The 23,373-nt window shown below is 30.0% G+C and carries 23 protein-coding genes, 2 pseudogenes and 1 other annotated feature; of the genes and pseudogenes, 21 read left to right on the top strand and 4 right to left on the bottom strand.

The annotated features are described in order from the left end of the window. Positions 1 to 192: 192 nt before the first annotated feature. Complete coding sequence (gene cysK, locus BN350_RS08875; RefSeq protein ID WP_081652886.1) at positions 193 to 1,119, bottom strand: cysteine synthase A; 927 nt, start codon at positions 1,117 to 1,119, stop codon at positions 193 to 195. Between the two features lie 120 nt (positions 1,120 to 1,239). On the opposite strand from cysK, the gene BN350_RS08870 reads away from it, so the two are divergent. The 8 genes from BN350_RS08870 to BN350_RS19975 all read left to right on the top strand — a co-directional run bounded on the left by BN350_RS08870 (position 1,240) and on the right by BN350_RS19975 (position 8,878). Then, complete coding sequence (locus BN350_RS08870) at positions 1,240 to 2,028, top strand: histidinol-phosphatase HisJ family protein (protein WP_028043278.1); 789 nt, start codon at positions 1,240 to 1,242, stop codon at positions 2,026 to 2,028. A gap of 47 nt (positions 2,029 to 2,075) precedes the next feature. After that, positions 2,076 to 2,426, top strand: coding sequence for a hypothetical protein (locus tag BN350_RS08865; RefSeq protein WP_028043277.1), 351 nt, complete (start codon positions 2,076 to 2,078; stop codon positions 2,424 to 2,426). A 41-nt stretch (positions 2,427 to 2,467) separates the two neighbouring features. Continuing rightward, positions 2,468 to 3,634 (top strand): cation diffusion facilitator family transporter, encoded by a 1,167-nt coding sequence (locus BN350_RS08860; RefSeq protein WP_028043276.1) that lies wholly within the window; start codon positions 2,468 to 2,470, stop codon positions 3,632 to 3,634. A gap of 49 nt (positions 3,635 to 3,683) precedes the next feature. Continuing rightward, positions 3,684 to 3,919, top strand: a binding site (T-box leader). Positions 3,920 to 3,957: 38 nt separating this feature from the next. Beyond that, the gene (locus BN350_RS08850) at positions 3,958 to 4,977 is read left to right on the top strand and encodes a methionine ABC transporter ATP-binding protein (RefSeq protein ID WP_028043275.1); all 1,020 of its coding nucleotides are present in this window, start codon (positions 3,958 to 3,960) and stop codon (positions 4,975 to 4,977) included. After that, positions 4,978 to 5,643, top strand: coding sequence for a methionine ABC transporter permease (locus BN350_RS08845; RefSeq protein WP_028043274.1), 666 nt, complete (start codon positions 4,978 to 4,980; stop codon positions 5,641 to 5,643). It abuts the gene before it with no gap. Between the two features lie 14 nt (positions 5,644 to 5,657). Beyond that, positions 5,658 to 6,479 (top strand): MetQ/NlpA family ABC transporter substrate-binding protein, encoded by an 822-nt coding sequence (locus tag BN350_RS08840; RefSeq protein ID WP_028043273.1) that lies wholly within the window; start codon positions 5,658 to 5,660, stop codon positions 6,477 to 6,479. 87 nt (positions 6,480 to 6,566) lie between these two features. Continuing rightward, positions 6,567 to 7,754 carry an HD-GYP domain-containing protein gene (locus tag BN350_RS08835; RefSeq protein WP_028043272.1) on the top strand — a complete coding sequence of 396 codons (1,188 nt, stop codon included), beginning with the start codon at positions 6,567 to 6,569 and terminating at the stop codon, positions 7,752 to 7,754. Between the two features lie 17 nt (positions 7,755 to 7,771). Further along, entirely contained in the window at positions 7,772 to 8,878 is a 1,107-nt protein-coding gene (locus tag BN350_RS19975) for a GGDEF domain-containing protein (protein WP_049945540.1), read from the top strand. Between the two features lie 8 nt (positions 8,879 to 8,886). Here BN350_RS19975 and BN350_RS08825 read toward each other — a convergent pair whose 3' ends face one another. Further along, positions 8,887 to 10,662, bottom strand: a complete 1,776-nt coding sequence (locus tag BN350_RS08825; protein WP_028043271.1) for an oleate hydratase — start codon at positions 10,660 to 10,662, stop codon at positions 8,887 to 8,889. A 138-nt stretch (positions 10,663 to 10,800) separates the two neighbouring features. Continuing rightward, a complete protein-coding gene (locus BN350_RS08820) occupies positions 10,801 to 11,361 on the bottom strand; it encodes a TetR/AcrR family transcriptional regulator (protein WP_028043270.1) in 561 nt (186 codons plus the stop codon). A gap of 109 nt (positions 11,362 to 11,470) precedes the next feature. Here BN350_RS08820 and BN350_RS08815 point away from each other — a divergent pair, with 109 nt between their 5' ends. From BN350_RS08815 to BN350_RS08780, 8 genes and pseudogenes are all read left to right on the top strand, one after another. Continuing rightward, positions 11,471 to 12,088: a flavodoxin family protein gene (locus tag BN350_RS08815; protein ID WP_028043269.1), complete on the top strand. Its 618-nt coding sequence runs from the start codon at positions 11,471 to 11,473 to the stop codon at positions 12,086 to 12,088. Between the two features lie 259 nt (positions 12,089 to 12,347). After that, positions 12,348 to 12,673: pseudogene (locus tag BN350_RS18855) on the top strand (PTS sugar transporter subunit IIB). Between the two features lies 1 nt (position 12,674). Next, positions 12,675 to 14,167: pseudogene (locus tag BN350_RS18850) on the top strand (family 1 glycosylhydrolase). Beyond that, positions 14,160 to 14,495: a TIGR04076 family protein gene (locus BN350_RS08800; protein ID WP_028043268.1), complete on the top strand. Its 336-nt coding sequence runs from the start codon at positions 14,160 to 14,162 to the stop codon at positions 14,493 to 14,495. Before BN350_RS18850 ends, BN350_RS08800 begins: the two are co-directional and overlap by 8 nt. 4 nt (positions 14,496 to 14,499) lie before the next feature. Then, positions 14,500 to 15,039, top strand: coding sequence for a flavodoxin family protein (locus BN350_RS18845; RefSeq protein WP_231385256.1), 540 nt, complete (start codon positions 14,500 to 14,502; stop codon positions 15,037 to 15,039). 147 nt (positions 15,040 to 15,186) lie between these two features. Beyond that, positions 15,187 to 16,320 (top strand): HD domain-containing protein, encoded by a 1,134-nt coding sequence (locus BN350_RS20960; protein ID WP_196802958.1) that lies wholly within the window; start codon positions 15,187 to 15,189, stop codon positions 16,318 to 16,320. Between the two features lie 117 nt (positions 16,321 to 16,437). Further along, positions 16,438 to 17,301 (top strand): AraC family transcriptional regulator, encoded by an 864-nt coding sequence (locus BN350_RS08785; RefSeq protein ID WP_028043266.1) that lies wholly within the window; start codon positions 16,438 to 16,440, stop codon positions 17,299 to 17,301. A 2-nt stretch (positions 17,302 to 17,303) separates the two neighbouring features. Beyond that, complete coding sequence (locus tag BN350_RS08780) at positions 17,304 to 17,780, top strand: hypothetical protein (RefSeq protein WP_028043265.1); 477 nt, start codon at positions 17,304 to 17,306, stop codon at positions 17,778 to 17,780. A gap of 23 nt (positions 17,781 to 17,803) precedes the next feature. Here BN350_RS08780 and BN350_RS08775 read toward each other — a convergent pair whose 3' ends face one another. Further along, complete coding sequence (locus tag BN350_RS08775) at positions 17,804 to 18,670, bottom strand: DegV family protein (RefSeq protein ID WP_028043264.1); 867 nt, start codon at positions 18,668 to 18,670, stop codon at positions 17,804 to 17,806. Positions 18,671 to 19,563: 893 nt separating this feature from the next. Here BN350_RS08775 and BN350_RS08765 point away from each other — a divergent pair. From BN350_RS08765 to BN350_RS08745, 5 genes are all read left to right on the top strand, one after another. Then, positions 19,564 to 19,944, top strand: a complete 381-nt coding sequence (locus BN350_RS08765; RefSeq protein ID WP_028043262.1) for a GntR family transcriptional regulator — start codon at positions 19,564 to 19,566, stop codon at positions 19,942 to 19,944. Further along, entirely contained in the window at positions 19,941 to 20,798 is an 858-nt protein-coding gene (locus BN350_RS08760; RefSeq protein WP_028043261.1) for an ABC transporter ATP-binding protein, read from the top strand. Before BN350_RS08765 ends, BN350_RS08760 begins: the two co-directional genes overlap by 4 nt. 2 nt (positions 20,799 to 20,800) lie before the next feature. Beyond that, positions 20,801 to 21,463: an ABC-2 transporter permease gene (locus BN350_RS08755; RefSeq protein ID WP_028043260.1), complete on the top strand. Its 663-nt coding sequence runs from the start codon at positions 20,801 to 20,803 to the stop codon at positions 21,461 to 21,463. A 390-nt stretch (positions 21,464 to 21,853) separates the two neighbouring features. Then, positions 21,854 to 22,579, top strand: coding sequence for a hypothetical protein (locus BN350_RS08750; protein ID WP_028043259.1), 726 nt, complete (start codon positions 21,854 to 21,856; stop codon positions 22,577 to 22,579). A gap of 178 nt (positions 22,580 to 22,757) precedes the next feature. Continuing rightward, the gene (locus BN350_RS08745) at positions 22,758 to 23,201 is read left to right on the top strand and encodes a GNAT family N-acetyltransferase (protein WP_196802957.1); all 444 of its coding nucleotides are present in this window, start codon (positions 22,758 to 22,760) and stop codon (positions 23,199 to 23,201) included. Positions 23,202 to 23,373 lie beyond the last annotated feature (172 nt).

Raw genomic sequence — 23,373 nt, 5'->3', positions numbered from 1 at the left:
ATCGTTGTTACTATAGGTATATATGTTTACAGAGATTGTACTATTCGTCATATTAGACTAGCTAAATATATTATTTTATCTTTATCAATTATTGGGTTTGTATACTATCTTTTAAGAAGAGATGAGTTGTCTTATTAAAGATATCTATAAGAAAAGGTTTAAGACTTCAATGTTCTTAAACCTTCATGCTTTCTAAATAAACAAATCCGTAGATAAATAACGATCTCCGCCATCTGGTAAAATGACAACAATATTTTTGTTTTTGTTTTCTTCTTTTGCTGCTAAAACTTCTGCAATGTGTAAAGCCGCTCCTGATGAAATACCAACAAGTATTCCTTCTTTTTTAGCGAGTTCACGTGCTGCCTGAAAGGCATCTTCTGTTGAGATGGTCATGATTTCATCATAAATATGCTGGTCAAGAATTTCAGGAATAAAGTTAGCACCAATACCTTGAATTTGATGTGGTCCAGCTTTTCCTTGAGTAATGACTGGTGAATCTGCAGGTTCTACAGCTACGATTTTCATATGAGAATGTCTTTCTTTTAAATGTTGTCCAATTCCTGTAATTGTTCCTCCAGTACCAATTCCAGCAACAAGAATATCAATTTGTCCATCCATTTGTTCATCAATTTCTGGGCCAGTGGAAAGCAGATGAGCCTTAGGATTACTTGGATTTATAAATTGTCCTGGAATAAAACTGTTAGGGATTTCTTTAGCAAGAGATTCTGCTTTAGCAATAGCACCACTCATTCCTTCACTTCCTGGTGTTAAGACAAGCTGTGCTCCATAAGCTTTCATTAATTTTTTTCTTTCTTCACTCATTGTTTCTGGCATGACAATAATAACATGAAAACCAAGTGTTGCTCCAACAGCACAAATACCAATTCCAGTGTTTCCACTTGTTGGTTCAATGATAGTTGCACCTGATTTGAGTTTCCCTTCTTCCATTGCATCCAAAATCATTTGTTTGGCTACACGATCTTTTATACTACCTGCGGGATTATAATATTCTAATTTTGCGAAGATATTTCCTTTGAGTTGATGTGTGTCTTGGATATGATGTAGTTGTAAAATAGGCGTATGACCGATTAACTCATTAAATTGATGATATACTTTCATAATAACCTCCTTTTTTGATTATGATTATTATAGTTTTCATCATTAAAAAATGCAAAGAATTTGATAATATCTTTTCAGAGGTATTAAAAAATGATAGAATGGGGAAAACTGGAGGTAGTTATGAGAAAGATAGATTATCATATGCACACATATTTTTCAGCTGATAGTGAAGCAAATCCACGTGAACATATTCTCACAGCCATTAATAAAGGATTAGATGAAATATGTTTTACTGATCATAAGGATTTTCATTATCCTTATTGTTCGTTTGATTTAGATGCTGATGCGTATTTTTTAGAACTTCAAAAGTTGCAAGAAGAATTTGTTAATCAAATAAAAATAAAGATTGGATTAGAAATGGGATTGGATGTTGAATATATTGATGAAATCAATGACTTTGTTAATGCTCATGATTACGATTATGTGATTGGATCTATTCATGTGATTCATCAAACTGAGTTTTATGATCCAGCTGCTTTCTTTTTCAATAAAAACAAAGAAGAAGCACATCGTGAATTTTTCTTAAATACATTAGAATGTGTCCAAACATTTGATTGTTTTAACTGTTTAGGACATTTAGATTATATTTGTCGTTATGGTCCTTATGAAGATAAACATGTTGATCATCAGTTATATCAGGATATTATTGATGATATTTTAAGAACTTTGATAAAAAAAGGAAAAGGTATTGAAGTGAATACATCAGGATATCGTGATTTAAAAACATGTGGATTTCCTAACTTTAATATTGTTCAAAGATATTATGAACTAGGAGGAAGAATGATAACTGTAGGAACAGATTCTCATACCAGTGATAGAGTTGGAGAACATGTTGAAGAAGTTATCAGTGAATACCAACGTATTGGTTTTGAAGATGTATCGACTTTTACAAAAAGGGTTAGAGATTAAGACTTTTCTATGTTATAATAGAAACATATCATATAGGAGGGACAAATATGATTTGTTATAATAAAGAAGATATTGAAGATTTAAAAAAGCATGATGGTGAATATTGTATGCCTAGTGCATTGTTTGATACAATGCAATATAAATTGGTACGTTTAGAAGTAAAATGGGCTTATGTTGCATGTTTAAATGTGATGTTAAAGAGTCCATCATTTGATAAAGAAGGGAAAGCATTTATTAAGGATGATAATCCACAGATTATTGTTATTTTAAAAGATTTGGCCCATAAGAAAGTTGATCAGGAGAAAATCAATGGTTATCTTCATGAATTAGAAAATAATGGTTTAGTGGAAAGAAATGGACGAGATATTTATTTAAAAAAGATTTGTAATGTATTTTAGGATAGAGTTGTCTCTATCTTTTTTATAGGAGGTTTTTATTTATGTTTACTCTCATTGTAAAAAAGTTTATCAATAATTATCAAGATACATCATCACCAAAGGTAAGAGAAAAATATGGGATTGTCTGTAGTGTTTTATCTATTGTCTGCAATGGGTTGATGGTGATTTTTAAATTAATGTTTGGTTTTATAACAAAATCAGTTGCAATACAGGCTGATGGTTTTAATAATCTATCTGATATGGGTAGTAATCTAGCAGCTTTATTTGGATTTAAAATGGCTGGAAAACACCCGGATGCTGATCATCCTTATGGTCATGGAAGATATGAGTATATTACTGGATTAGTCATTGCTTTTTTAATTTTATTAGTTGCCTTTTCTTCATTAAAAGAGTCTATGATGAAAATTATACAGCCAGAAACAATACACTTTCAAATAACTGCAGTTATTGTTTTGGTTGTTTCTATTCTTACTAAATTCTGGATGGCTGCTTTTAATCGTAAAGCCAGTGAATTGATTCAATCTACTTCTTTAAAGGCTGCTGCTCAAGATAGTTTAAATGATGTTGTCACGACTCTAGCAACGCTTATTTCATTATGTCTAAGTCTTGTGACTGATTGGCCAATTGATGGTATTATAGGATTGGTGGTATCATTGTTTGTCTTAAAATCAGGAATAGATATTTTTAAAGATACTGTCGATCCATTATTAGGACAAGCTCCTGATAAAGAATTAGTGAATGAGATTTATGAATTTGTGAGAGGATTTGACAAAGTCATAGGTATTCATGATTTTATGATGCATGATTATGGTCCTGGTAGAAAATATATGACTTTTCATGCTGAAGTTGATAGTCGTGAGAATATTATGGAAATTCATGATCAAATTGACTTAATAGAAAGAGAATTATTAGAGAAGTTTAATATTTTAACAACGATTCATATGGATCCTATTGATATGAATGATGAATTAACAAAAGAATTAAGAGATAAAGTCAGTATGATTGTTAATCAAATGAATAATCAGTATAGTATTCATGATTTTAGAATTGTGAGTGGACCTACCCATACAAATTTAATATTTGATGTTTTGATACCTGCTTCTGATGAAATCGCCCATCGTGAGTTAAAAGCAAAGATTGAAAATGAAGTAAAGAAATTAAGCCCATCGTATTTTTGTGTTATTCAGATAGATCATGCTTTTATTTAATTTTTTCAAAAAAGGTTTGACAATTCTTTATATAAAGGATAATATATTATCAACAACAGTGAAGAGAAGAGTAATTTATGGATTCCTTTATAGAGAGTTCTTGGGTGGTGTAAAAGAACAAGGTAAAATAAATGAAGATGGTCTTGGAGTTTCATTAGTGAATTGATTTAGCTAATGGCGGTCGTACCCGTTATTGTACTAGAGTATGTTGGTACTCGAAGAGGTTGTTATAGTGATATAACAATGAATTAAGGTGGTAACACGGGTGATAGACTCGTCCTTTTGATAGGATGAGTTTTTTTATATTAGAGGAGGTTAAAATGATGATTGAATTAAGACATATTACAAAAATATTTCATACCAATAAGGGGGATATTGAAGCATGTCGTGATGTTAATTTGACAATACGCGATGGTGAAATCTTTGGTGTCATTGGTTATAGTGGTGCTGGAAAATCAACATTGGTGAGAATTATTAATCAGTTAGAGAAACAAACAAGTGGTGAAGTGATTATCGATGATGAAAATATTTCAAAACTAAGTGCTGATCAATTACGTCAAAAACGTACCAAGATAGGAATGATATTTCAGCATTTTAATCTTCTTTGGTCAAGGACAGTCCAAAAGAATATAGAGTTACCTTTAGAAATAGCTGGTGTTTCTAAAGAACAAAGACAACAAAAAGCAAAGGAGTTAATTGAACTTGTTGGTTTACAAGGGAGAGAAAATGCTTATCCAAGTGAATTATCTGGTGGACAAAAACAACGAGTTGGAATTGCAAGAGCATTAGCAAATGACCCTACAATTCTATTATGTGATGAAGCAACAAGTGCTTTAGATCCAGATACAACCGAACAAATATTAGAATTATTAATGAAAATTAATAAACAATTGGGTATTACAATTGTTATGATTACCCATCAAATGGAAGTTGTTCAAAAGATATGTCATCGGATTGCAGTGATGAGCGAAGGACAAGTGGTAGAAGAAGCCAGTGTAAAAAATATATTTGAACATCCAATTCATGATATTACAAAACGCTTTGTTAGAGACTTATCAAGTAAAGTAGATGATAGTCAGCATAATGAAACATTAAAGAAAATCTATCCTAATGGTATTTTATTAAGATTAACTTTTGATGAAGATATATCAAGACAGCCCATTGTTTCAAAAGTTATGAAACAAAGTGATTTAGATATAAGTATTGTATCAGGTAACTTAACAAATACAATTGATAGTTCATTTGGTGTTTTAATTGTCAATGTTTTAGGTGGTCATCAAAAAGAATATGATGAAATCATAAAAGTTTTTGAAGATTATCAAGTGATTGTGGAGGTGATTTAGATGAATGAACTTTTAAGTCAAATAGATTGGGATGCTATGATTATTTCAATCCAAGAAACATTATTTATGACATTCTTTTCATTATTGGTGGCAGTCATATTAGGTTTTGGTTTAGGAATTATTCTCTATGTTACAAAGGATGATGGCTTATTTCCTAATAAGATTATCAATAGAATCTTAGATTTTATTGTGAATCTATTAAGAGCTGTTCCATTTATTATTTTAATCTTTATCTTATTACCAGTCACAACATTCTTAGTTGGAACGATGCTGGGAGCAAAAGCAGCATTACCTGCTTTAATCATATCAAGTGCTCCTTTCTATGCTCGAATGTGTATGATTGCATTAAGCGAGGTAGATAAAGGAACAATCGAAGCAAGTAAAGCAATGGGAGCAAGCAATATGCAGATTATTACCAAAGTCTTGATTCCGGAAGCTAAACCGGCTTTGATATCAAGTATGACAGTTATGGGTATATCTTTAGTTGGTTATACAGCAGTAGCGGGATGTATCGGTGCTGGCGGACTTGGTAACTTGGCTTACATGTATGGTTTTGCGAGACAAAACATGACAGTCATGTATACTGCAACATTCTTTGTATTGATTATTGTCTTTGTGATACAGGGAATAGGAGACTACATTGTCAAAAGAATTGACAAGCGATGAAAGGGGAAAAGAAAATGAAAAAATTATTAAAAATCGCATTAGTATTATTATTAACAGTAGGTATTGTAGGTTGTGGAAGTAATAGTGGTTCAACTGATGAAAAGAAATTAGTCGTGTCTGCATCACTTGATCCACATGAAAAAATCTTAAAGGAAGCACAACCAATTTTAAAAGAAAAGTATGGTATTGATTTAGAAATTAAGGTTTTAGATGATTATTATATTTTTAATAAAGCATTAAACAGTGGTGAAGTAGATGCCAATTATTTCCAGCATAGACCTTTCTTTGAAGGTGATGTTGAAAAAAATGGATATAAAATTGTAGAGGCTGGTGCCATTCATATTGAACCATTTGGATTCTATTCAAAAACAATCAAATCTAAAGATGAATTGAAAGATGGTGCTGAAATTATTATTTCAAACTCAGTAGCTGATCATGGAAGAATCTTAGCTATTTTAGCAGATGCTGGATTAATCACAATTAAAGATGGTGTCAATGTATTGGAAGCAACTGTTAAAGATATTGCATCAAATCCAAAGAATTTAAAATTCACTGAAATAAAACCTGATTTATTAGCAACTTCATTTAATAATGGTGAAGGTGATTTAGTAGCAATTAATGGAAATTATGCTTTACAAGCAAAATTAGATCCAACAAAAGATGCAGTGATTTTAGAATCAGTAGATGCTGATAATCCATATGTTAATATTGTTGCATGTCAAAAAGGACATGAAAATGACGAGAAAATCAAAGCTCTAGTTGAAGTTTTAAAATCAGATGAAATGAAAACATTTATTGAAAAAACTTATAAAGGATCAGTTATTGTTGTTGAATAAAGTGTCTCAGACACTTTTTTCATTTTCGGATTGTTTTGGTTTAAGAATGGGTATGATTCATGTATAATAACAAAGAGGTGATGTTGAGTGAGATTATGTTTTAATAATTTTTTATTTGCTTTTTCATTTGCTTTAGATTGTGTTGAACAAGATTATTTTAAAACAACAAGTTTTCATGGAAAACGTGTTGCTTATTTTTCAATGTTATTAGGAGAATATTTTCAATTTAATGATGAAGAAATGAATGATTTGATTGGTTGTGCTATTCTTCATGATAATGGGTTAACTGAATATTATAAATATGGTGACAGTATGGAAGAAAATGAGTTTTTAAAAATACATTGTCTCGCTGGTGAAGAAAATATTTCTTATATTCCTTTTTTCAAAAAAGCAAAAAACATTATAAAATATCATCATGAAATGGCAAATGGTAAAGGTCCTTTTAAAATGACTGCTCAGCAAACACCACTTGCAGCACAGATAATTCATTTGATTGATTATATAGATGTTCATTACCATTTATCACAAATGATTCAAGAAGAATTTAATATGATGTGTCATGAATTGAAAGAATTACAAGATATCCAATTTTCATCTCTTGTTTTAGATGCATTCTTTGATACAATCACATATGCACATATTCAAAAATGTTTAGAAAATCTTGATGAATTGTTAGAACATAATATCCATAATCAATATCATAATTTTACACAATCTGAAATGTTAGCAATTTGTCGTTTGTTTGCGCGTATTATTGATAATAAGTCACCTCATACCAAATCACATTCCATTGGTGTTGCGACAAAAGCAGCGCAAATGTCTCTTTATTATCAATATGATGAAGATTTAATGTTAGAATTATTTTTTGCAGGGGCAATGCACGATGTTGGAAAATTGGTTATTGATAGGGATGTCTTAGAAAAACCTGCTAAATTAACAGATCAGGAATATACTTATATGCAGACTCATGCTTATTATACATATAAGATATTGAATGATATGGAGTTAGGGAATATTGTTCATTGGTCATCTTTTCACCATGAAAAACTAGATGGCAGTGGGTATCCTTTTGGTAAAACTGCTGATGATTTAGATTTTAATGATCGTTTGATGGCATGTTGTGATATTTATCAGGCATTAACTGAAAATCGTCCATATAAAGAAGCGTTATCCCATGATAAATCAATTGAGATTATGCGGAATATGGCTTCTATGAATAAAATTGATAGTCAAATTGTGGAAGATATGAATTTAGTATTTCAGGAATTGAAATGAATAGAGGTGTAGGGGAGATGGAATTTATTATACAGATGATTGGTGTCATAGAAATCATCATGATGAATATGTATATATTTAGTAAAAATGTAAAACGACGTTATTCATTGATTACAATATTATTTGTAATATCTATTTATACAATGATTTTAATTTTTATTGGTGTCAAAATCATACAAATATTAGGAATCTATGGGAATGGGAATGGCTTATTTACACTTTTAGGATTCTTTTATCTTATACCACTTCATTTTTTATTTGAAGGAAATACAACAAGACATTTTATTGTGATATGCTCAGTATGGATTTATACCTTAATTGTTTTTTCTATTTCTATGCAATTCATGCATTTTCCTTTTTCCTTAAATCCTTATTTGGTTGTTGTGATTGTTGAAACATTTTTATTCATTTGTACATACCATTATGTCAATCGATTTATTTCAAATGTTTATATTTATTTGCTTGACTGTTCGGAAGAAAGTATACAAAAATATTTAAGACAGGCTAGTTTATCATGGTTTTTATTGGCCTTTTTGATTAATTTACATTTTGTCTTTAATGATAGTGCTATATTAAAAATAGCAACAATGATTGTTGTTTCATTAACAGTTATATTTCAATTTCATTTAATCTTTGATATATTAAAAAATCGTAGTGAAATTGGTTCGCTAGAAATGCAGGTGGCTAAAGATAATTTAACAGGATTAGGGAATCGTATTGCTTTTAGTAAAAGCATAGATGAATTGATTCATAAAAAACAATCATTTTATTTAATTTATCTTGATTTAAATAATTTTAAAGGCATTAACGATCAATTTGGTCATTTGGTTGGTGATCAGTATTTGATTACTTTTTCAAGAAAAATTCAATTCATTGCTGATAAAGATTGTGCATTTCGTATTTCAGGTGATGAATTTATAATTTTAGATAGTAATAGTCATCTTGAATATATCTTAGAAAGTCTTTCTAAGATTGATTTTATTTTATCAAAACCTTCAGTCGTATTTCGAGGAGTCAGTTATGGATGGGTAGAATATCCTAAAGATGCTCAAATGGCTAATGAACTTCTTCATATGGCTGATCAAAGAATGTATGTTATGAAAGAAAAAAACGGAAAATTATGATTTTCCGTTTAGATTAAATGATATCTTTGTAACATTTCTTCTACCATGGTTCCCTCAAATTTCTTGAGGGCTTTTTTGCCTACAACTTTATAAATAAATGGTAAATGAATATCTTCTAATTTTTTACCATCCATCATTTTAGAGGTTGCATCTAATAAATCTCTCACATCATAACAAGATCCCCAAACCTCAGGAACACCTCTATCAATATCTAATAGAGTATAAACAGATTCCATACCAGTTCTTACAGAATATTCAGTTGTAAAGATTGTATCTCTAGTAGTTTCAGCAAATTGTCCAATAAATGCAAAATTGACACTTCCTTCAGGGACAACGAAAGGGCGATCACCTTTCTCGCGTGGCATAAAGAAAGCTGTGATATAAGGCATCATACATGGAATAGTACTTGCTGAATGAGTGGCCATTTCTTCGATTTGTTCTTCTGGAACACCCATGTGATAAAGCCATTCTTCACAAATTTCAATACCAGTACAGTCTTTCATAGGTTTTTTGATAAAATTACCTGGGACATCAGTGTATAAACCATAAATCCATCCAACCAATTGATTATCTGGTTGAGTTTTAAAATGAGGCTGACGATTAAATGTATAACTCATGAGCCAATGAGAATCTTTCACAGTTACAATTCCACCAGTAACAACCTTTCCTGAGAAAGGATCACGCTGACATATCTTTTCAAGATATGGTGGAATCTTATCATCCAATGTTGTAACGGTAGCAGATTCCCAATTTGTTTTTGAAATGTTTCCACAGAATTTTTGTGGATGACCAAAATCTGGATGTTGCTTAGCTATATTTTCCCATAACTGCCAGCAGCCACCATCACCTTCTTTTGTATTCATAATAGGTGCATGATCATTATCACCAAAAGTAGAATTCTCAGTGCAACTTCCATTGGTTATGAAAACTAAATCATTTTCAGTCAAATCAATAGACTCTCTTTCACCTTTGTGTAAACAAATGATACGTTTGGCTTGTTTCTGATCTTGATTGAATTCAAATTCAATATTGAGTACACGCGTATGATAATGAAATTGGACATGATGTTTTTCAAGATATTTCATCATTGGTAAAATAAGTGATTCATATTGGTTATACTTTGTAAATTTAAGAGCACTAAAATCTGGTAAACCACCAATGTGATGAATAAAACGTTGAATATATAATTTCATTTCTAAAGCACTATGCCATGTTTCAAAAGCAAACATTGTCTGCCAATATAACCAAAAGTTTGATTCAAAGAACTCAGGATCTAAAACATCAGTAATTGATTTATTATATAATTTCTCATCTGGTGTCATAAATAATTCCATAATACTCATTGCTGCTTTATCAGATAAAGAAAATTTTCCATCAGTATGGGCATCTTGACCACGATTGACTGTTGCACGCATTAATGAATAATTTGGGTCTTTTTTATTCAGCCAATAATATTCATCTAATACAGAAACACCCTCTGTTTCAATTGATGGAATAGAATGAAATAAATCCCACAAACATTCAAAATGGTTTTCCATTTCACGACCACCGCGTATAATAAATCCTTTTTCCTGATTATATATACCATCACAGGCACCACCAGGTAAATCCATTTCTTCTAGAATATGAATATGTTGACCTTTCATTTGACCATCTCTAATTAAAAAACAAGCAGCTGATAAAGAAGCTAAACCACTTCCTACTAGATATGCTGACTTTTGGTCTACTCCAACAGGCTTTAAAGGCCTTGCAAAAGCCTCATAATTACCATGACTATAATACATATATTATTCCTCCTTTGTTTATCTGATTTCATTATATATGATGTATTCATCTGTAACTATGGACAATCAAAAGAGAGTGGCTAAAATTTAACCACTCCCCATATATTGGTAAAAATAATCACAAAACATGATGTTTGTCTAATATTTTCTTTCAAAACGCAATAATGCTTTATGAAAGTCTCCCTCAATAAGAGTACTCAAATCAGTGATTATGTTTTCATAATCACTCTTCATTCCTTGATCAATCCAATCAATAGCCATTCCAACAAAAGCATATTTGTAAAAATGAGCAATGAACTCTTTATGTTTTGTATCGACATGTATACCTTGTGCTTGTTCCTCAACAACATGAATCAACAAATTATATGTAACTTGATAAAGATGGTCAATCAAATATTCTTTACTAATAGAATGATATGTGTTTTCTACAAAATTTTTATTCTCTATGGCATATTGAAACAAAGCACGTACTCCTTCTTGCCATGAATCATAAGTATCATGTTCTTGTAGTACTTTTGCTGTTTCACTTTTATAAATCCATTCAATTAAATCATAAATATCCTGAAAGTGATAATAAAACGTATGACGATTGATTCCACAATCATCTGTAATATCACTTACAGTAATCTTAGATAAAGTTTTTGTTTCTAATAATTTCTTTAATGATGATGCCATTGCTTTCTTTGTGATTTGTGACATTGTTATCGACCTTCTTTATTATAAGTATAACAGATATGATTGATTTGTTAATATTTTTGTATTCTAATTTGAAAAGGTTTATAATAAAATAAAGATGGAGGGTGAGAAAATGAAAGTTTTACTTATTAATGGAAGTACACATCAATATGGATGTACTTATACAGCATTGAAAGAGGTCGCTAAAGCCATTGAGGAGGAAGGCATTCAAACAGATATTCATTGGATAGGGAATCAGTCTTATAGTGATTGTATTGCTTGTGGAAAGTGTCGTGAAACTGGTGAGTGTGTTTTCCATGATGGAGTGAATATATTGGTTGATAAAGCTAAAACATCTGATGCTTTTGTGTTTGGTACACCAGTTTATTATGCCCATCCAAGTGGCAGAATTCTCGATGTTTTGAATCGTGTTTTCTACTCTGGAGGAAAATATTTTTCACATAAGCCAGGGGCAGCTATTGCCAGTGCAAGACGTGCAGGTACAATTGCATCTATTGATGTTCTCAACAAATATTTTACAATTAATCAAATGCCTATTGTTTCTTCAACATATTGGAATGAAGTTCATGGAAATAATGCTGAAGAAGTTATTCAAGATGAAGAAGGAATGCAAACAATGTATAATTTAGGTAAAAATATGGCATGGTTACTTAAATGTATAGAAATAGGCAAACAAAATGGAATAGAGAAACCAGTTAATGAAAAGAAACATACTAATTTCATTCGTTAATGAGTAAGAGGTTATCCAAAAAGGATAACCTTTTCACATATTTTTCACTTTATTATGTTAAAATAAAAACAGGTGATAAGTGTGAAAGAAAATATTTGTGATAAAAACAAATATTAATAACATTTGTTAAAAACGCTTAGCAAAAAAATAAATACTAAGGAAATATACAAATATTTTAGATTGTTATTTGTCAAAATAACAAACGACTTTTATGCAATATTTGTGTCCGTATGCGAAACATAGGGAAATGGAAGAAAAAATGATCAGAATTTTATTAGCTTGTGCAGGAGGAATGTCAACAAGTTTGTTGATGAATAAAATGAAGGATGAAGCAGATAAGAGAGGTATTGAAATCTCTGTTGATGCAATTCCAGAAAAAAGTATTGAAGCTCATTTGGGACAGTTTGATGTTCTTTTGTTAGGACCACAAGTGCGTTATGTATTAAAAATGCCCAGGATGTTGTAGGAGATAAGGCTCCTTTAGCAGTCATTGATATGCGTGATTATGGAACGACGAATGGTGCAAAAGTATTAGATACAGCATTAAAAATGTATCATGATTTTTATGATAAAGAAGGCAAATAAAATGAGTTTACCAGATAATTTTTTATGGAGTGGGGCAACAGCAGCTCATCAGTATGAAGGAGCTTATTTAGAAGATGGTAAAGGAATGTGCAGTGCAGATGTTGTCACACAAGGTGATGGAAGAAATAATATTCAGCGACGTGTGACTTATACATTACCTGATGGACAAAAGGGTTCACACACTGTTTTCCTTATGATACTTTAACCACAGGAGCAATATTAGAGTGTCATGATCATGAAGATTATCCTACACATATTGCAAGTGATTTTTATCATCGCTTTAAAGAAGATATAGCATTGATGGCTGAAATGGGATTCAAATGTTATCGTATGTCTATAAACTGGACTAGAATATTCCCTCATGGTGATGATCAAGAACCTAATGAAAAAGGTTTGTTATTTTATGATGATGTTTTTGATGAATGTTTAAGATATGGAATAGAACCAGTTGTAACAATCTTTCATTTTGAAATACCACTTGATTTAACAAATAGATATGGCGGATGGATTGATCGTCAGTGTGTAGATGCTTATGTTCGCTATTGTGAAGTCATCTTTAAAAGATATCAGCATAAAGTCAAATATTGGATGACGTTTAATGAGATTAACAATATGGAAATCTTACCGCTCTATGCTGGTGGTCTTTTAAATAATGACGACCAATCAAAAGCTATAGGAACATATCATCAATTTATTGCAAGTGCTTTAGCAGTTCAAAAAGCTCATCAAATCAACCCCAATATGAAAGTAGGAATGATGATAGCTTATACTGCTGCTTATGCCTTAACATGTCATCCTCAAGATGAACTTAAATTAATGAAAGATAATCAGATACGTCATTTCTATTGTGATGTTCAGTGTCGTGGACATTATCCTGATTATAAATCACAGGAATATAAAAGAAATCATATCAAATTACCAATATTGCCAGGTGATGAAGATATTTTAAAGAATGGAACTGTAGATTATATTGGTTTAAGTTATTATACAAGTTCATGTGTTAGCAGTGATCCTAAACAAAATACAACATCAGGGAATATGACAACATCGGTAGTCAATCCATATTTAAAACAAAGTGAATGGGGATGGCAGATTGATGCAGTAGGACTAAGAATTGCTTTAAATCAGCTGTATGAAAGATATGAGTTACCTTTATTTATTGTTGAAAATGGATTAGGTGCAATTGATGAAAGAAAAGATGGTGTTATCTTAGATGATTATCGTATTGATTATTTAAGAGAACATATTATAGAAATGAAGAAAGCAATTGAAGAAGATGGTGTTCATATTATAGGGTATACACCTTGGGGTTGTATTGATTTAATTTCTGCTGGTACGGGTGAAATGAGAAAACGTTATGGTTTTGTTTATGTTGATAAAGATGATGCAGGTCATGGAACTTTAAATAGATATAAAAAGAAGAGCTTTTACTGGTATAAAAATGTGATTGTGAGTAATGGAGAGGATTTAGAAATAGGTGAAGAGCGTGGCTAAAGTCAAATTAACAGTTATGAGAAAAGAATGCTATGAAGATTTACAGGCTGAATATTTAGCTGATCCTAAGTCAGGACCATGTCCAATCTTTGAAGTTGGGCAAGAGTTTATTTTAGAAAGAGGCAATGGAAGAGATGATTTCATGCATATGTTGGATGGAAAATTCTGTAGTGAAGCATGGGATGCAATCAGTCGTTATATTTATGCTGGTCTTCAGGGTGGATCTATTATGGAAGGCTGGACAAATGATGAGAAGATGATGATTGCCTGTTGTAATGATGGAACGAGACCAGTAATTTTTAAAATTGAACGTATAGATGAAGAATAATTTTATGGTAAAGAAAATACTTATTGTTCAAGGTGGTGGACGAGCAAGAGGTAACACTGCTCAGTTAATAGATGCTTTTTCTAAAGGTGTGTGTGATGCAGGACATCATGTAGAAGTTATTTCACTTATTCAAAATGAAGTCAAAGGTTGTTTAGGCTGTAATGCTTGTCGTTATGAAAAACTTTGTATTCAAAAAGATTGCTTCAATGATCTTGTTTCTAAGATCAAAGAAGCTGATCTTATTGTTTTGGCTTCCCCTTTATACTTCTGGACGATTTCATCAAGATTAAAAGCTTTTATAGAAAGATTTTATTGTATAGCACAGGTTGATCCATGTCCACCACTAGGTCATTATGAAAAATATCCCATCAAAGATTGTGCTTTACTCATGACATCAGCTGATCATTATTTTTGGACATTTGAACAGGCAGTATCCTATTATCAGTTTACACTTATTAATTATATAGGTTTTCGTGATAAAGGTATGCTTTTAGCAGGAGACTGTGGTGATACCAATGGAACCCCCCCAAAAAAAAATAGATAAAACAGATCATTTAATGCAGGCATATGAATTTGGATTCAATATATACAAATAATGTACATACTTCGTAAAGAAGTATGTATTTTTTGTTATGAAGATAAAGAATGACAATCATAATTGTGTTATGATATATGTAAAAGGAGAGATTATATGAATATAGGAATTGATATAGATGATACATTAACAAATTCTTTTGATTATTTTATGCCCTATGTTGCTGAATATTTTGGGGTAAGTATAAATGAATTAAAAGAAAAAAAGATTTCTTATGGAAATTTACCAGAAGAATGGAAGAAAGATGAAGTAGGTTTTTGTCAAACTTATTATGATCAAATTGTTCCCATGACACCCTTTAAAAAAGATGCAGTATGGGGAATTGAGAAGTTACGTGAATTAGGTCATAAAATCATCATTATTACAGCACGAAGTTATGAATTATATACTGACCCTTATCAAACCACAAAACAGGAATTAATGAATGGACAAATTGTATATGATCAATTGATTTGTACAATGAATAAAGCACAAGCATGTATTCAAGAAAATATATCAGTATTGATTGATGATCATATTGGAAATTGCCTAGCAGCGAATCAGCAGGGTATAGCAGCTATTGTTTTTAATAGTGCTGCCAATTTAAATGAACAAGTGGAATGGAATCGGGTATCAAACTGGCATGAAGCGATAATGGAAATTGAAAATATAGAGCGGGGGTATCCAGATTGTCACACAGCAGAAGAATTGCTTTTGGAAGCAGAAAAAATCAATCCAGGAGCATGGGGAAATCATTGTCGAGTTGCAGCACAATGTGCTAAAAAAATTGCAAAAGTTTGTGCAATGGATGATGAAAAAGCATATGTTCTTGGTATATTACATGATATTGGGCGTAAGTTTCTTGTTAGGGATCTTGGTCATGTTTATTATGGTTATCAGTATATGCAAAGACTAGGATATCATCAGGTAGCACGTGTTTGTTTGACACATTCTTTTTTGAATCAGGATTTGGATTTGTATATTGGAAAATTAGATATTCCTTATCCAGAAGTAGAAGAAGTCAAAACATTGCTTCAGCACATCATATATGATGATTATGATCGTCTTATCCAACTCTGCGATGCATTAGCAGGTAGTGAAGGTGTCATAGATATTGAGGAAAGAATGGCTGATGTTAAACAAAGATATGGCAATTATCCCCAAGCACAATGGGATAAAAATATAGAATTAAAATCATATTTTGAAACAAAAGCAAGACAAAATATTTATGATATTGTAAGTGATAAGTAGAGTAGCCAATCATGTTAGAAAACTTTATTGTATGCTATCCTAAGAGAACATAAAATAAGATGAATCAAAAGTATAAACATGTTAAAATAGTGTCATCCTAAAATAAAGGAGATAGACATGGAATGGAATGAGAAATTACAAATAATTATTGATTATGTTGAAAATCATTTACAAAGAGATGAAGAACCTATAGACATTCAAGAGATTACACAAATAGCTGAGTGTTCATATTCATTTTTTCAAAAAGTTTTCTCATATATGAATGGTATAAGTTTTGCAGAATATCTTCGTTTTCGTAAACTTACATTAGCAGGCTATGATATCAAAAGTACACATATGAAAGTTGTTGATATTAGTTATAAATATGGGTATGAGTCACCAACTTCATTTACCAAAGCTTTCCAAATTTTTCATGGTGTCTCCCCTAAACAAGCAAGAATGTCTGATGTAAAATTAAGAATTTATCCCAAAATGCAAATCTCATCAAAACAACAATATTCATGGCGAATTGAAAGGCAAAGCGCTCTTCGTATGATTGGTAAAAGTATCAAACTATCTACAATAAATCATGCTCATTATCAAGGTATATTAGAGTTTTGGAGTGAATGTCAAATGAATGGAACATATGCTCAATTGATGGCTTTGGATTCAAGACATCCCCATGGTATTTTTGGTATGTTTTCAGCAGAAAATGAAGAGACACATGATATTGAATATTCAATGATGGTTTGTTCAAATAAAGAGATTCCAATAGGCATGAAGGAAATCATTATTCTTGCATCATCTTGGGCTATTTTTGATTGTTATGGTCCCATTCCTTATTCCATTCGTGATGGCTGGAAGTATTTGCAAGAAGAGTGGTTAATACAATACCCTTTTCAACATGCACCTTGTCCTGAACTTGAGTGGTATAGTGCAGGGAATGTCTATAGTCAAAATTATTTAAGTCAAATATGGATACCAATTATAGAGGAGGAATAAAAATGGTTCATTTGGTTTATTGTGATAATGCTGGAAAAAAAGGAGAAAAAGTTTTAGATAAAATATTAGCAGGTCAAAAAACAATGGTCATTAGAGGGGCATCAGGACGTAAAATTCCTCATAGTCGTGTAAATGTTGGAGAAATGTTATATTTTATGGAGAAGGGAACAGCTCTCATTACTGCCAAAGCAACTGTTATCAATGTTGAAAATTATGTCAAATTAACTGATGATGAAATCACAAAGATTCTACAAGAAAATCAGCACAAGTTAAATCTATCTGAAAAACAAAAAGTACGCTGGCATAAAGAATGCTTATGTCTTGTTGAGTTTGAGGATGTTCAACAAATTGATCCTCTTCACTTTGATCATCAGGGAAATATGGATGATTGGTTAATCATTGATAAAATAGAGGATGTTGTGGTTGGAACAAGTATTCCTTACAATTATGAAAAATCAAAATTAAAGAAAACATTATGATTCAATTCATAATGTTTTCTTACTTATTCATCACAAAAGACAACCCCAAAACCTCCTGGACCACTATGACTTGTAATAACGCCACCTGTTTCAATAAAATATATATTTTGAAATCCTAAATCATTAACAATATCTTGACTTTCCTTTAAAATATCTTCGTCTAAGCCATATGAATACAAAAGAATAATATCTTCTATATCATAATCAGAAGTATCCAGCAAATCATCAATCATACGTAAACATATTTTTTTCATATGTCTACCACGATATTTTTTCGTTGCTACAAGTTTTCCATCTTTAATTTCAATTAAGGGTTTCAATTTTAAGATATTTGCTCCAAGATATGCTGCGTTAGAAACACGTCCACCTGCTTTTAAAAAATCTAATTGACTAGGTAAAAAACACATATGTGTTTTTTCAATAATTTTATATGCGTATTTTCTGACATCTTCTATGTGACATTCAGGATGAGATTGAATATATTTTGCTACTTTTAAAATAATCATTGTTTGTCCTGCAGATACAAATTTTGTATCAATGTGATAAACATAATCTAAGTCAGTACTTGCAATTTTAGCATTTTGATATGTAGCAGTTGTGACTGCTGAATAACATAAATGTAATATCAATTTATTTGGATGTTCCTGATGAATCTTCTTGAACGCCTGTAAATATTCTCCTACATTTGTTGCACTTGTTGTAGGTATTTTTTTTGTTTGATGATAGTAATCAATAATTTGAGATACTGGGAAAGTTCCATCATTATAATTATGCTGATCAAACATCACATGCATAGGCAATATGACAATTCCATATTTTTCTGCTAATTCTTTTGGTAAATCTGAACCAGATTCTACAACAATAACAATGCCATTATTTTTATTTTCCATAAGTTATACCTGCTTTCTTTACTTAATTATTTTTTATTTTACCAGTAATATGTAGAGAAAATTGTCAAACATTTTATGTTTATCCTATGAAAAGTTATTTAAGAAATAATGATATATTTTAATTCTTTACTTTCTATAATATCTGCATTAAATAGGAGAGATAAATATTAAGTTTATATTTGAATAAATAATTTCATGAGACAATTGGTTAAGAGATATGAAATCTCTTTTCAATTCTAACAAGTTAATGCCTTAAGAATATCTTCTTCACTCTTGATATATAATAACTAACTGATCCAATTGCCAAGAGAAAGATTGCTCTAATTGAATTTGTATTTCAGGAGTTAGTTTAGATAGCTGTTGTCTAATTTGTTGCGTTAAAAGATCAATTATACCTTCAATTATTCCTTCGTTCTTAACGTTTTCGAGAGTCCCAACACATGAAGTCATGCAGACATCCTATGAAATTATCATCAATAAGACGAAACATTTGTATAGTGTCTAAATATTCATTTTTTTCTATCAAAGTTGTATTCATTTTACTCACCTTGCTTTCTGTTTAAAGTGAGGGAACTTACAATATAATTGCTTAAAATAATTATATGTTATTGTTAAATGACCTTTCTATTTCAATATACGCAGAAATTTAGCATTTTTCTTCTTAGTTTTTAAAACTTATAAAAGAAATGATAAGAGGTATATCAAAATATAAATTCTTTTTTTGACTATATAAATTGGAATCGACTTACATCTAAAACAATAGTTGTTTTTTTTCTGAATATATAATTTATATATTTTTACTTATTTCTTCTTGTTTTAATTGACATAATGATATATTATGATTATACTGTTTATATAGAGTATAAACAGTATAATCAGTTGGGAGCGATAATATGAAAATAATTATACAAAATTCTTCTGATGAACCTATCTATCAACAGATATATTCACAGATTAGAGAAGCTATCTTATCTGGAAATATAAATGAAGGTGAGCTTTTACCATCAATTAGACAGTTATCAAGAGAACTCAAGGTCAGTGTTATTACAACTACAAGAGCATATACAGATTTAGAAAATGAAGGTTATATTATGATTGTTCAAGGAAAAGGCTGTTATGTGCAAAAAATAAACCAAAATGTTCTAGAGGAAAAGCTTATACAAAATATTGAAGAACATTTTTTAGAGATAAAGAAATGTGCCAAAATACTCAAGAAATCCAAAGAAGAATTATTTGGAATTTTATCGATTTTATATGAGGAGGATGAACAATGAATCAAAATATTTTAGAAATAAAGAACCTAACCAAAGAATTTGATAACTTTAAACTAGATAATGTTTCCTTTCATTTACCGACAGGTTATATTATGGGATTGGTTGGAAAAAATGGTGCTGGCAAAACAACAACAATAAAACTTATTTTAGAACTTTTAGAAAAAGATCAGGGTGTGATTCAAGTATTTGGGCAAAATATTATTCAGCATTATGATCTTAAACAAGATATAGCAGTTGTTTTTGATGAAGTCTTCTTCGTAGAGGATTGGAAAATATCAGATGTAGAAGCAGCTATTTCACCTTTTTATATAAATTGGGACACTCATATTTTTCAGAATTATTTAAAACAATTTCATTTACCAACTCAACAAAAGATCAAAGCGTTGTCAAGAGGTATGAAAATGAAATTAATGTTAGCAGTTGCCTTATCACACAAAGCAAGGCTGCTTATATTAGATGAGCCAACAAGTGGATTAGATCCTGTTGCTCGTGATGAATTATTAGATATATTACTGCATTATATTGAAGATGAACAAAATAGTGTGTTATTTTCTACACATATTACATCTGATCTTGATAAAATTGCTGATTTTTTAACAATTCTAGATAATGGAAATATTTTCTTTACAGGGTATAAAGATGAACTGTTTGAAAAGTATTGTATAGTAAAAGGTGGAATAGATAACTTAAATCAGGATATTGAGAAATATCTTATGGGTATTCAAAAGAACAGTACAGGATTTTCTGCATTACTAGATGTTAAAAATATGAAGTATATGAATGGTCACATGGTGATTGAAGAGGCAACTATTGATGATATATTAATTCATATTAACCATATGGAAGGAGAATAACAATGACACTTAAAAATTTAATTAAACTTGATTTTTATGCAATGAAACCTTTAGCAAAACTTATGATATGTTTTTTGGTTATTCCAATTATTTTAGGAATCATAGTTAATCTAGGCGTAAGTATTATGGTCACTCTAACTTTTGTTGTTTTTATGTTGAATATGATCTTTTCGATAAGTGAGAAAAGTCATTTTCATAAATTGTATGGGGTGCTTCCTATAAAGAAGTCTACTAGTGTTTTAAGCAGATATCTTTTTTCACTTATTATAGTTGCATTAACTGCCATTGTTTCATTTATTCTATATATCATTCTATCACTTATTTTAAATGGAAAAATGAATTGGATTCATGGAATATCATTTTTAACAATCTCAATAGTTATTGCGTTGTTTTTTATTAGTATTCAATATCCATTCTATTTTAAATTTGAATACTCAAAGGCTACAATTATGTCTATTTTACCATATATTATATGTTTTGCGATTGGGGCTCCATTGTTTCAATATCTTATGCAAAATAATCATTTTGCATCTCAGGTCATGAAACTCATTTCTTATTTTCAATCACATGTTAGTGTACTTGTCATATTAGGAATTGTTATTTCTGTTGTTATGGTAAGCACGTCTTATTTATTATCATTAAAAATTCAAAAGAAAGAGTTCTAATATATATGATTTTATAAATTATAGTATATATTTATCATGTTTTTATAGTGCAAATAATGAAGAGTATCTAGAGTATTACTATAAAATAGTTAATAGAAGTAAAAAAGACGAATTTTTCAATATGTAGAATTCTTCTTTTTTTATTGATTGTTATAAAAACAATATATTTTAATTATCTTCTTTTGATTATTTACATTTATTGATATATCAATATAAGTTGAATCGCATTTCTTATTATCAGTATAGTAAAAGATGAGTTATTATTTTTATTTAGATAGATTTTGATTTGAAAATTTAATATGAATGAGATACTGAAAATAGTATATTATAGAAAGAAATAATTTGTTATAATGAAAATTGATAAATGAGAATTGAAAAGGAGAATATTTTATGGGATTGTTTTCAAAAAGAAATGTTATTGCAAAAATAAATTGTGAAAAGTTTTATGATGCAACGATATATCAATGTTTTTATATGTTTTTAAATAAACCAAGAAATAAATCAATTGAGAATTATCATTGTGAAGCATATGGATATGTAGATTTAAAATTTAAAAATGAGAATAATGAATATGTAATAGTACAATATTGTGTTAATGATTGTAGAGGTTGTCATCAACTTCTTATATATCAAGAAGGAAAATCACCAGTTGATTTAAATATAGCACTTAAAGGTTATGATAAATTTACTATAGATTGGTATATTCATAAAGCGCAGTTACCAGAGTATGAATATAATACACCTTTCTATAGACATCTTATTACTGCAGCCAGTTTCTTTTGTGATGATAAACTTTATTCAGGCATGAAATATGATGATTTTATGAATAATGGTGGGAATAATATAGCACATATATTCAATTGTGTTACTGAAAATGATTTCCCAATAAATTTACATGCTTTTTTAAAAAATAAACTATCTGAAAAATGGCAACAAGATAGTTATGATGATTTAGTTAAGTCACTTCAAACAAAAGAGTTTGATATATTTAAAAGTTCATTGCATGAGCATATCACAAAAAATGAATTGAAGTATTTAGAAAAGTACATTCTTAAAGGATGTCACATTAAAGTGATTAATAAAAGAAAGAAAAATCTATGGATAAATCAAGATTAGATTCATATCTTCTATTTAATCTATAGATGCTTCATCGTTATTTAAAAAAACTTTTATTATTATAAACTGTGAAATAAACAATCAATAAATATTAGATTTAAATGTATGTCATTTGCATTACAATAAGAAAATAGACTGTATATAATATATTTTATAATAACAAAAAAGGAGAGAAAAAATGATAAAAATAAGAACAATGAATATTAAAGATTATGATGCTGTTTATGATTTATGGATGAATACTCCAGGAATGGGGTTGAATACAGTGGATGATAGTAGAGAAGGGATTGAAAGATATTTAAAACGTAATTCGACAACGAGTTTTGTCGCAGAGGATAATCAATGTATTATTGGTGTGATTATATCTGGTCATGATGGACGTAGAGGCTTTATTTATCATACATCTGTTTTGCCTAAGTATAGACATCAGGGAATTGCCAGAAAACTTGTTGAGAATGCTATGGATGCTTTGGATCAGGAAGGAATTCATAAAGTAGCACTTATTGTTTTTCAAAGAAATGAGATTGGTAATGGTTTTTGGGAGAAGATGGGATTTACTGTGAGAGATGATCTGGTATATCGTAATAAAAATATACATGAACTTGTAAGAATTGATACTTAAGATAGATAGAAATCAAACTTTTATTGGTGTGATTTCTATTTTATATATATTTTTTGTATATTATTAAATAGTTCAATCACATATTTAGAAAAATAAAAATAAAAATTGGTTAAAAAAACCAATACAGGATGTAAATATTGTGATTGTATCTCCCTGTTATATAATAAAAGTA

Source organism: Candidatus Stoquefichus massiliensis AP9, assembly GCF_000455285.1.
Taxonomy (GTDB): Bacteria; Bacillota_I; Bacilli_A; order Erysipelotrichales; family Coprobacillaceae; genus Stoquefichus; species Stoquefichus massiliensis.
The sequence above is the reverse complement of the archived record's forward strand: the minus strand, read 5'-3'. Positions and strand labels throughout refer to the sequence as shown.

Excerpts from the sequence above, each read along its gene's own strand:
- BN350_RS08860 (WP_028043276.1), top strand. The coding sequence starts at position 2,468 with ATGTTTACTCTCATTGTAAAAAAGTTTATCAATAATTATCAAGATACA.
- BN350_RS08865 (WP_028043277.1), top strand. The coding sequence starts at position 2,076 with ATGATTTGTTATAATAAAGAAGATATTGAAGATTTAAAAAAGCATGAT.
- BN350_RS08775 (WP_028043264.1), bottom strand. The coding sequence starts at position 18,670 with ATGGAAAATAAAAATAATGGCATTGTTATTGTTGTAGAATCTGGTTCA.
- BN350_RS08760 (WP_028043261.1), top strand. The coding sequence starts at position 19,941 with ATGAATCAAAATATTTTAGAAATAAAGAACCTAACCAAAGAATTTGAT.
- cysK (WP_081652886.1), bottom strand. The coding sequence starts at position 1,119 with ATGAAAGTATATCATCAATTTAATGAGTTAATCGGTCATACGCCTATT.
- BN350_RS08845 (WP_028043274.1), top strand. The coding sequence starts at position 4,978 with ATGAATGAACTTTTAAGTCAAATAGATTGGGATGCTATGATTATTTCA.
- BN350_RS08850 (WP_028043275.1), top strand. The coding sequence starts at position 3,958 with ATGATTGAATTAAGACATATTACAAAAATATTTCATACCAATAAGGGG.
- BN350_RS19975 (WP_049945540.1), top strand. The coding sequence starts at position 7,772 with ATGGAATTTATTATACAGATGATTGGTGTCATAGAAATCATCATGATG.
- BN350_RS08755 (WP_028043260.1), top strand. The coding sequence starts at position 20,801 with ATGACACTTAAAAATTTAATTAAACTTGATTTTTATGCAATGAAACCT.
- BN350_RS08815 (WP_028043269.1), top strand. The coding sequence starts at position 11,471 with ATGAAAGTTTTACTTATTAATGGAAGTACACATCAATATGGATGTACT.
- BN350_RS08870 (WP_028043278.1), top strand. The coding sequence starts at position 1,240 with ATGAGAAAGATAGATTATCATATGCACACATATTTTTCAGCTGATAGT.
- BN350_RS08765 (WP_028043262.1), top strand. The coding sequence starts at position 19,564 with ATGAAAATAATTATACAAAATTCTTCTGATGAACCTATCTATCAACAG.
- BN350_RS08785 (WP_028043266.1), top strand. The coding sequence starts at position 16,438 with ATGGAATGGAATGAGAAATTACAAATAATTATTGATTATGTTGAAAAT.
- BN350_RS18845 (WP_231385256.1), top strand. The coding sequence starts at position 14,500 with ATGGTAAAGAAAATACTTATTGTTCAAGGTGGTGGACGAGCAAGAGGT.
- BN350_RS08820 (WP_028043270.1), bottom strand. The coding sequence starts at position 11,361 with ATGTCACAAATCACAAAGAAAGCAATGGCATCATCATTAAAGAAATTA.
- BN350_RS08745 (WP_196802957.1), top strand. The coding sequence starts at position 22,758 with ATGATAAAAATAAGAACAATGAATATTAAAGATTATGATGCTGTTTAT.
- BN350_RS08840 (WP_028043273.1), top strand. The coding sequence starts at position 5,658 with ATGAAAAAATTATTAAAAATCGCATTAGTATTATTATTAACAGTAGGT.
- BN350_RS08750 (WP_028043259.1), top strand. The coding sequence starts at position 21,854 with ATGGGATTGTTTTCAAAAAGAAATGTTATTGCAAAAATAAATTGTGAA.
- BN350_RS08825 (WP_028043271.1), bottom strand. The coding sequence starts at position 10,662 with ATGTATTATAGTCATGGTAATTATGAGGCTTTTGCAAGGCCTTTAAAG.
- BN350_RS08780 (WP_028043265.1), top strand. The coding sequence starts at position 17,304 with ATGGTTCATTTGGTTTATTGTGATAATGCTGGAAAAAAAGGAGAAAAA.
- BN350_RS20960 (WP_196802958.1), top strand. The coding sequence starts at position 15,187 with ATGAATATAGGAATTGATATAGATGATACATTAACAAATTCTTTTGAT.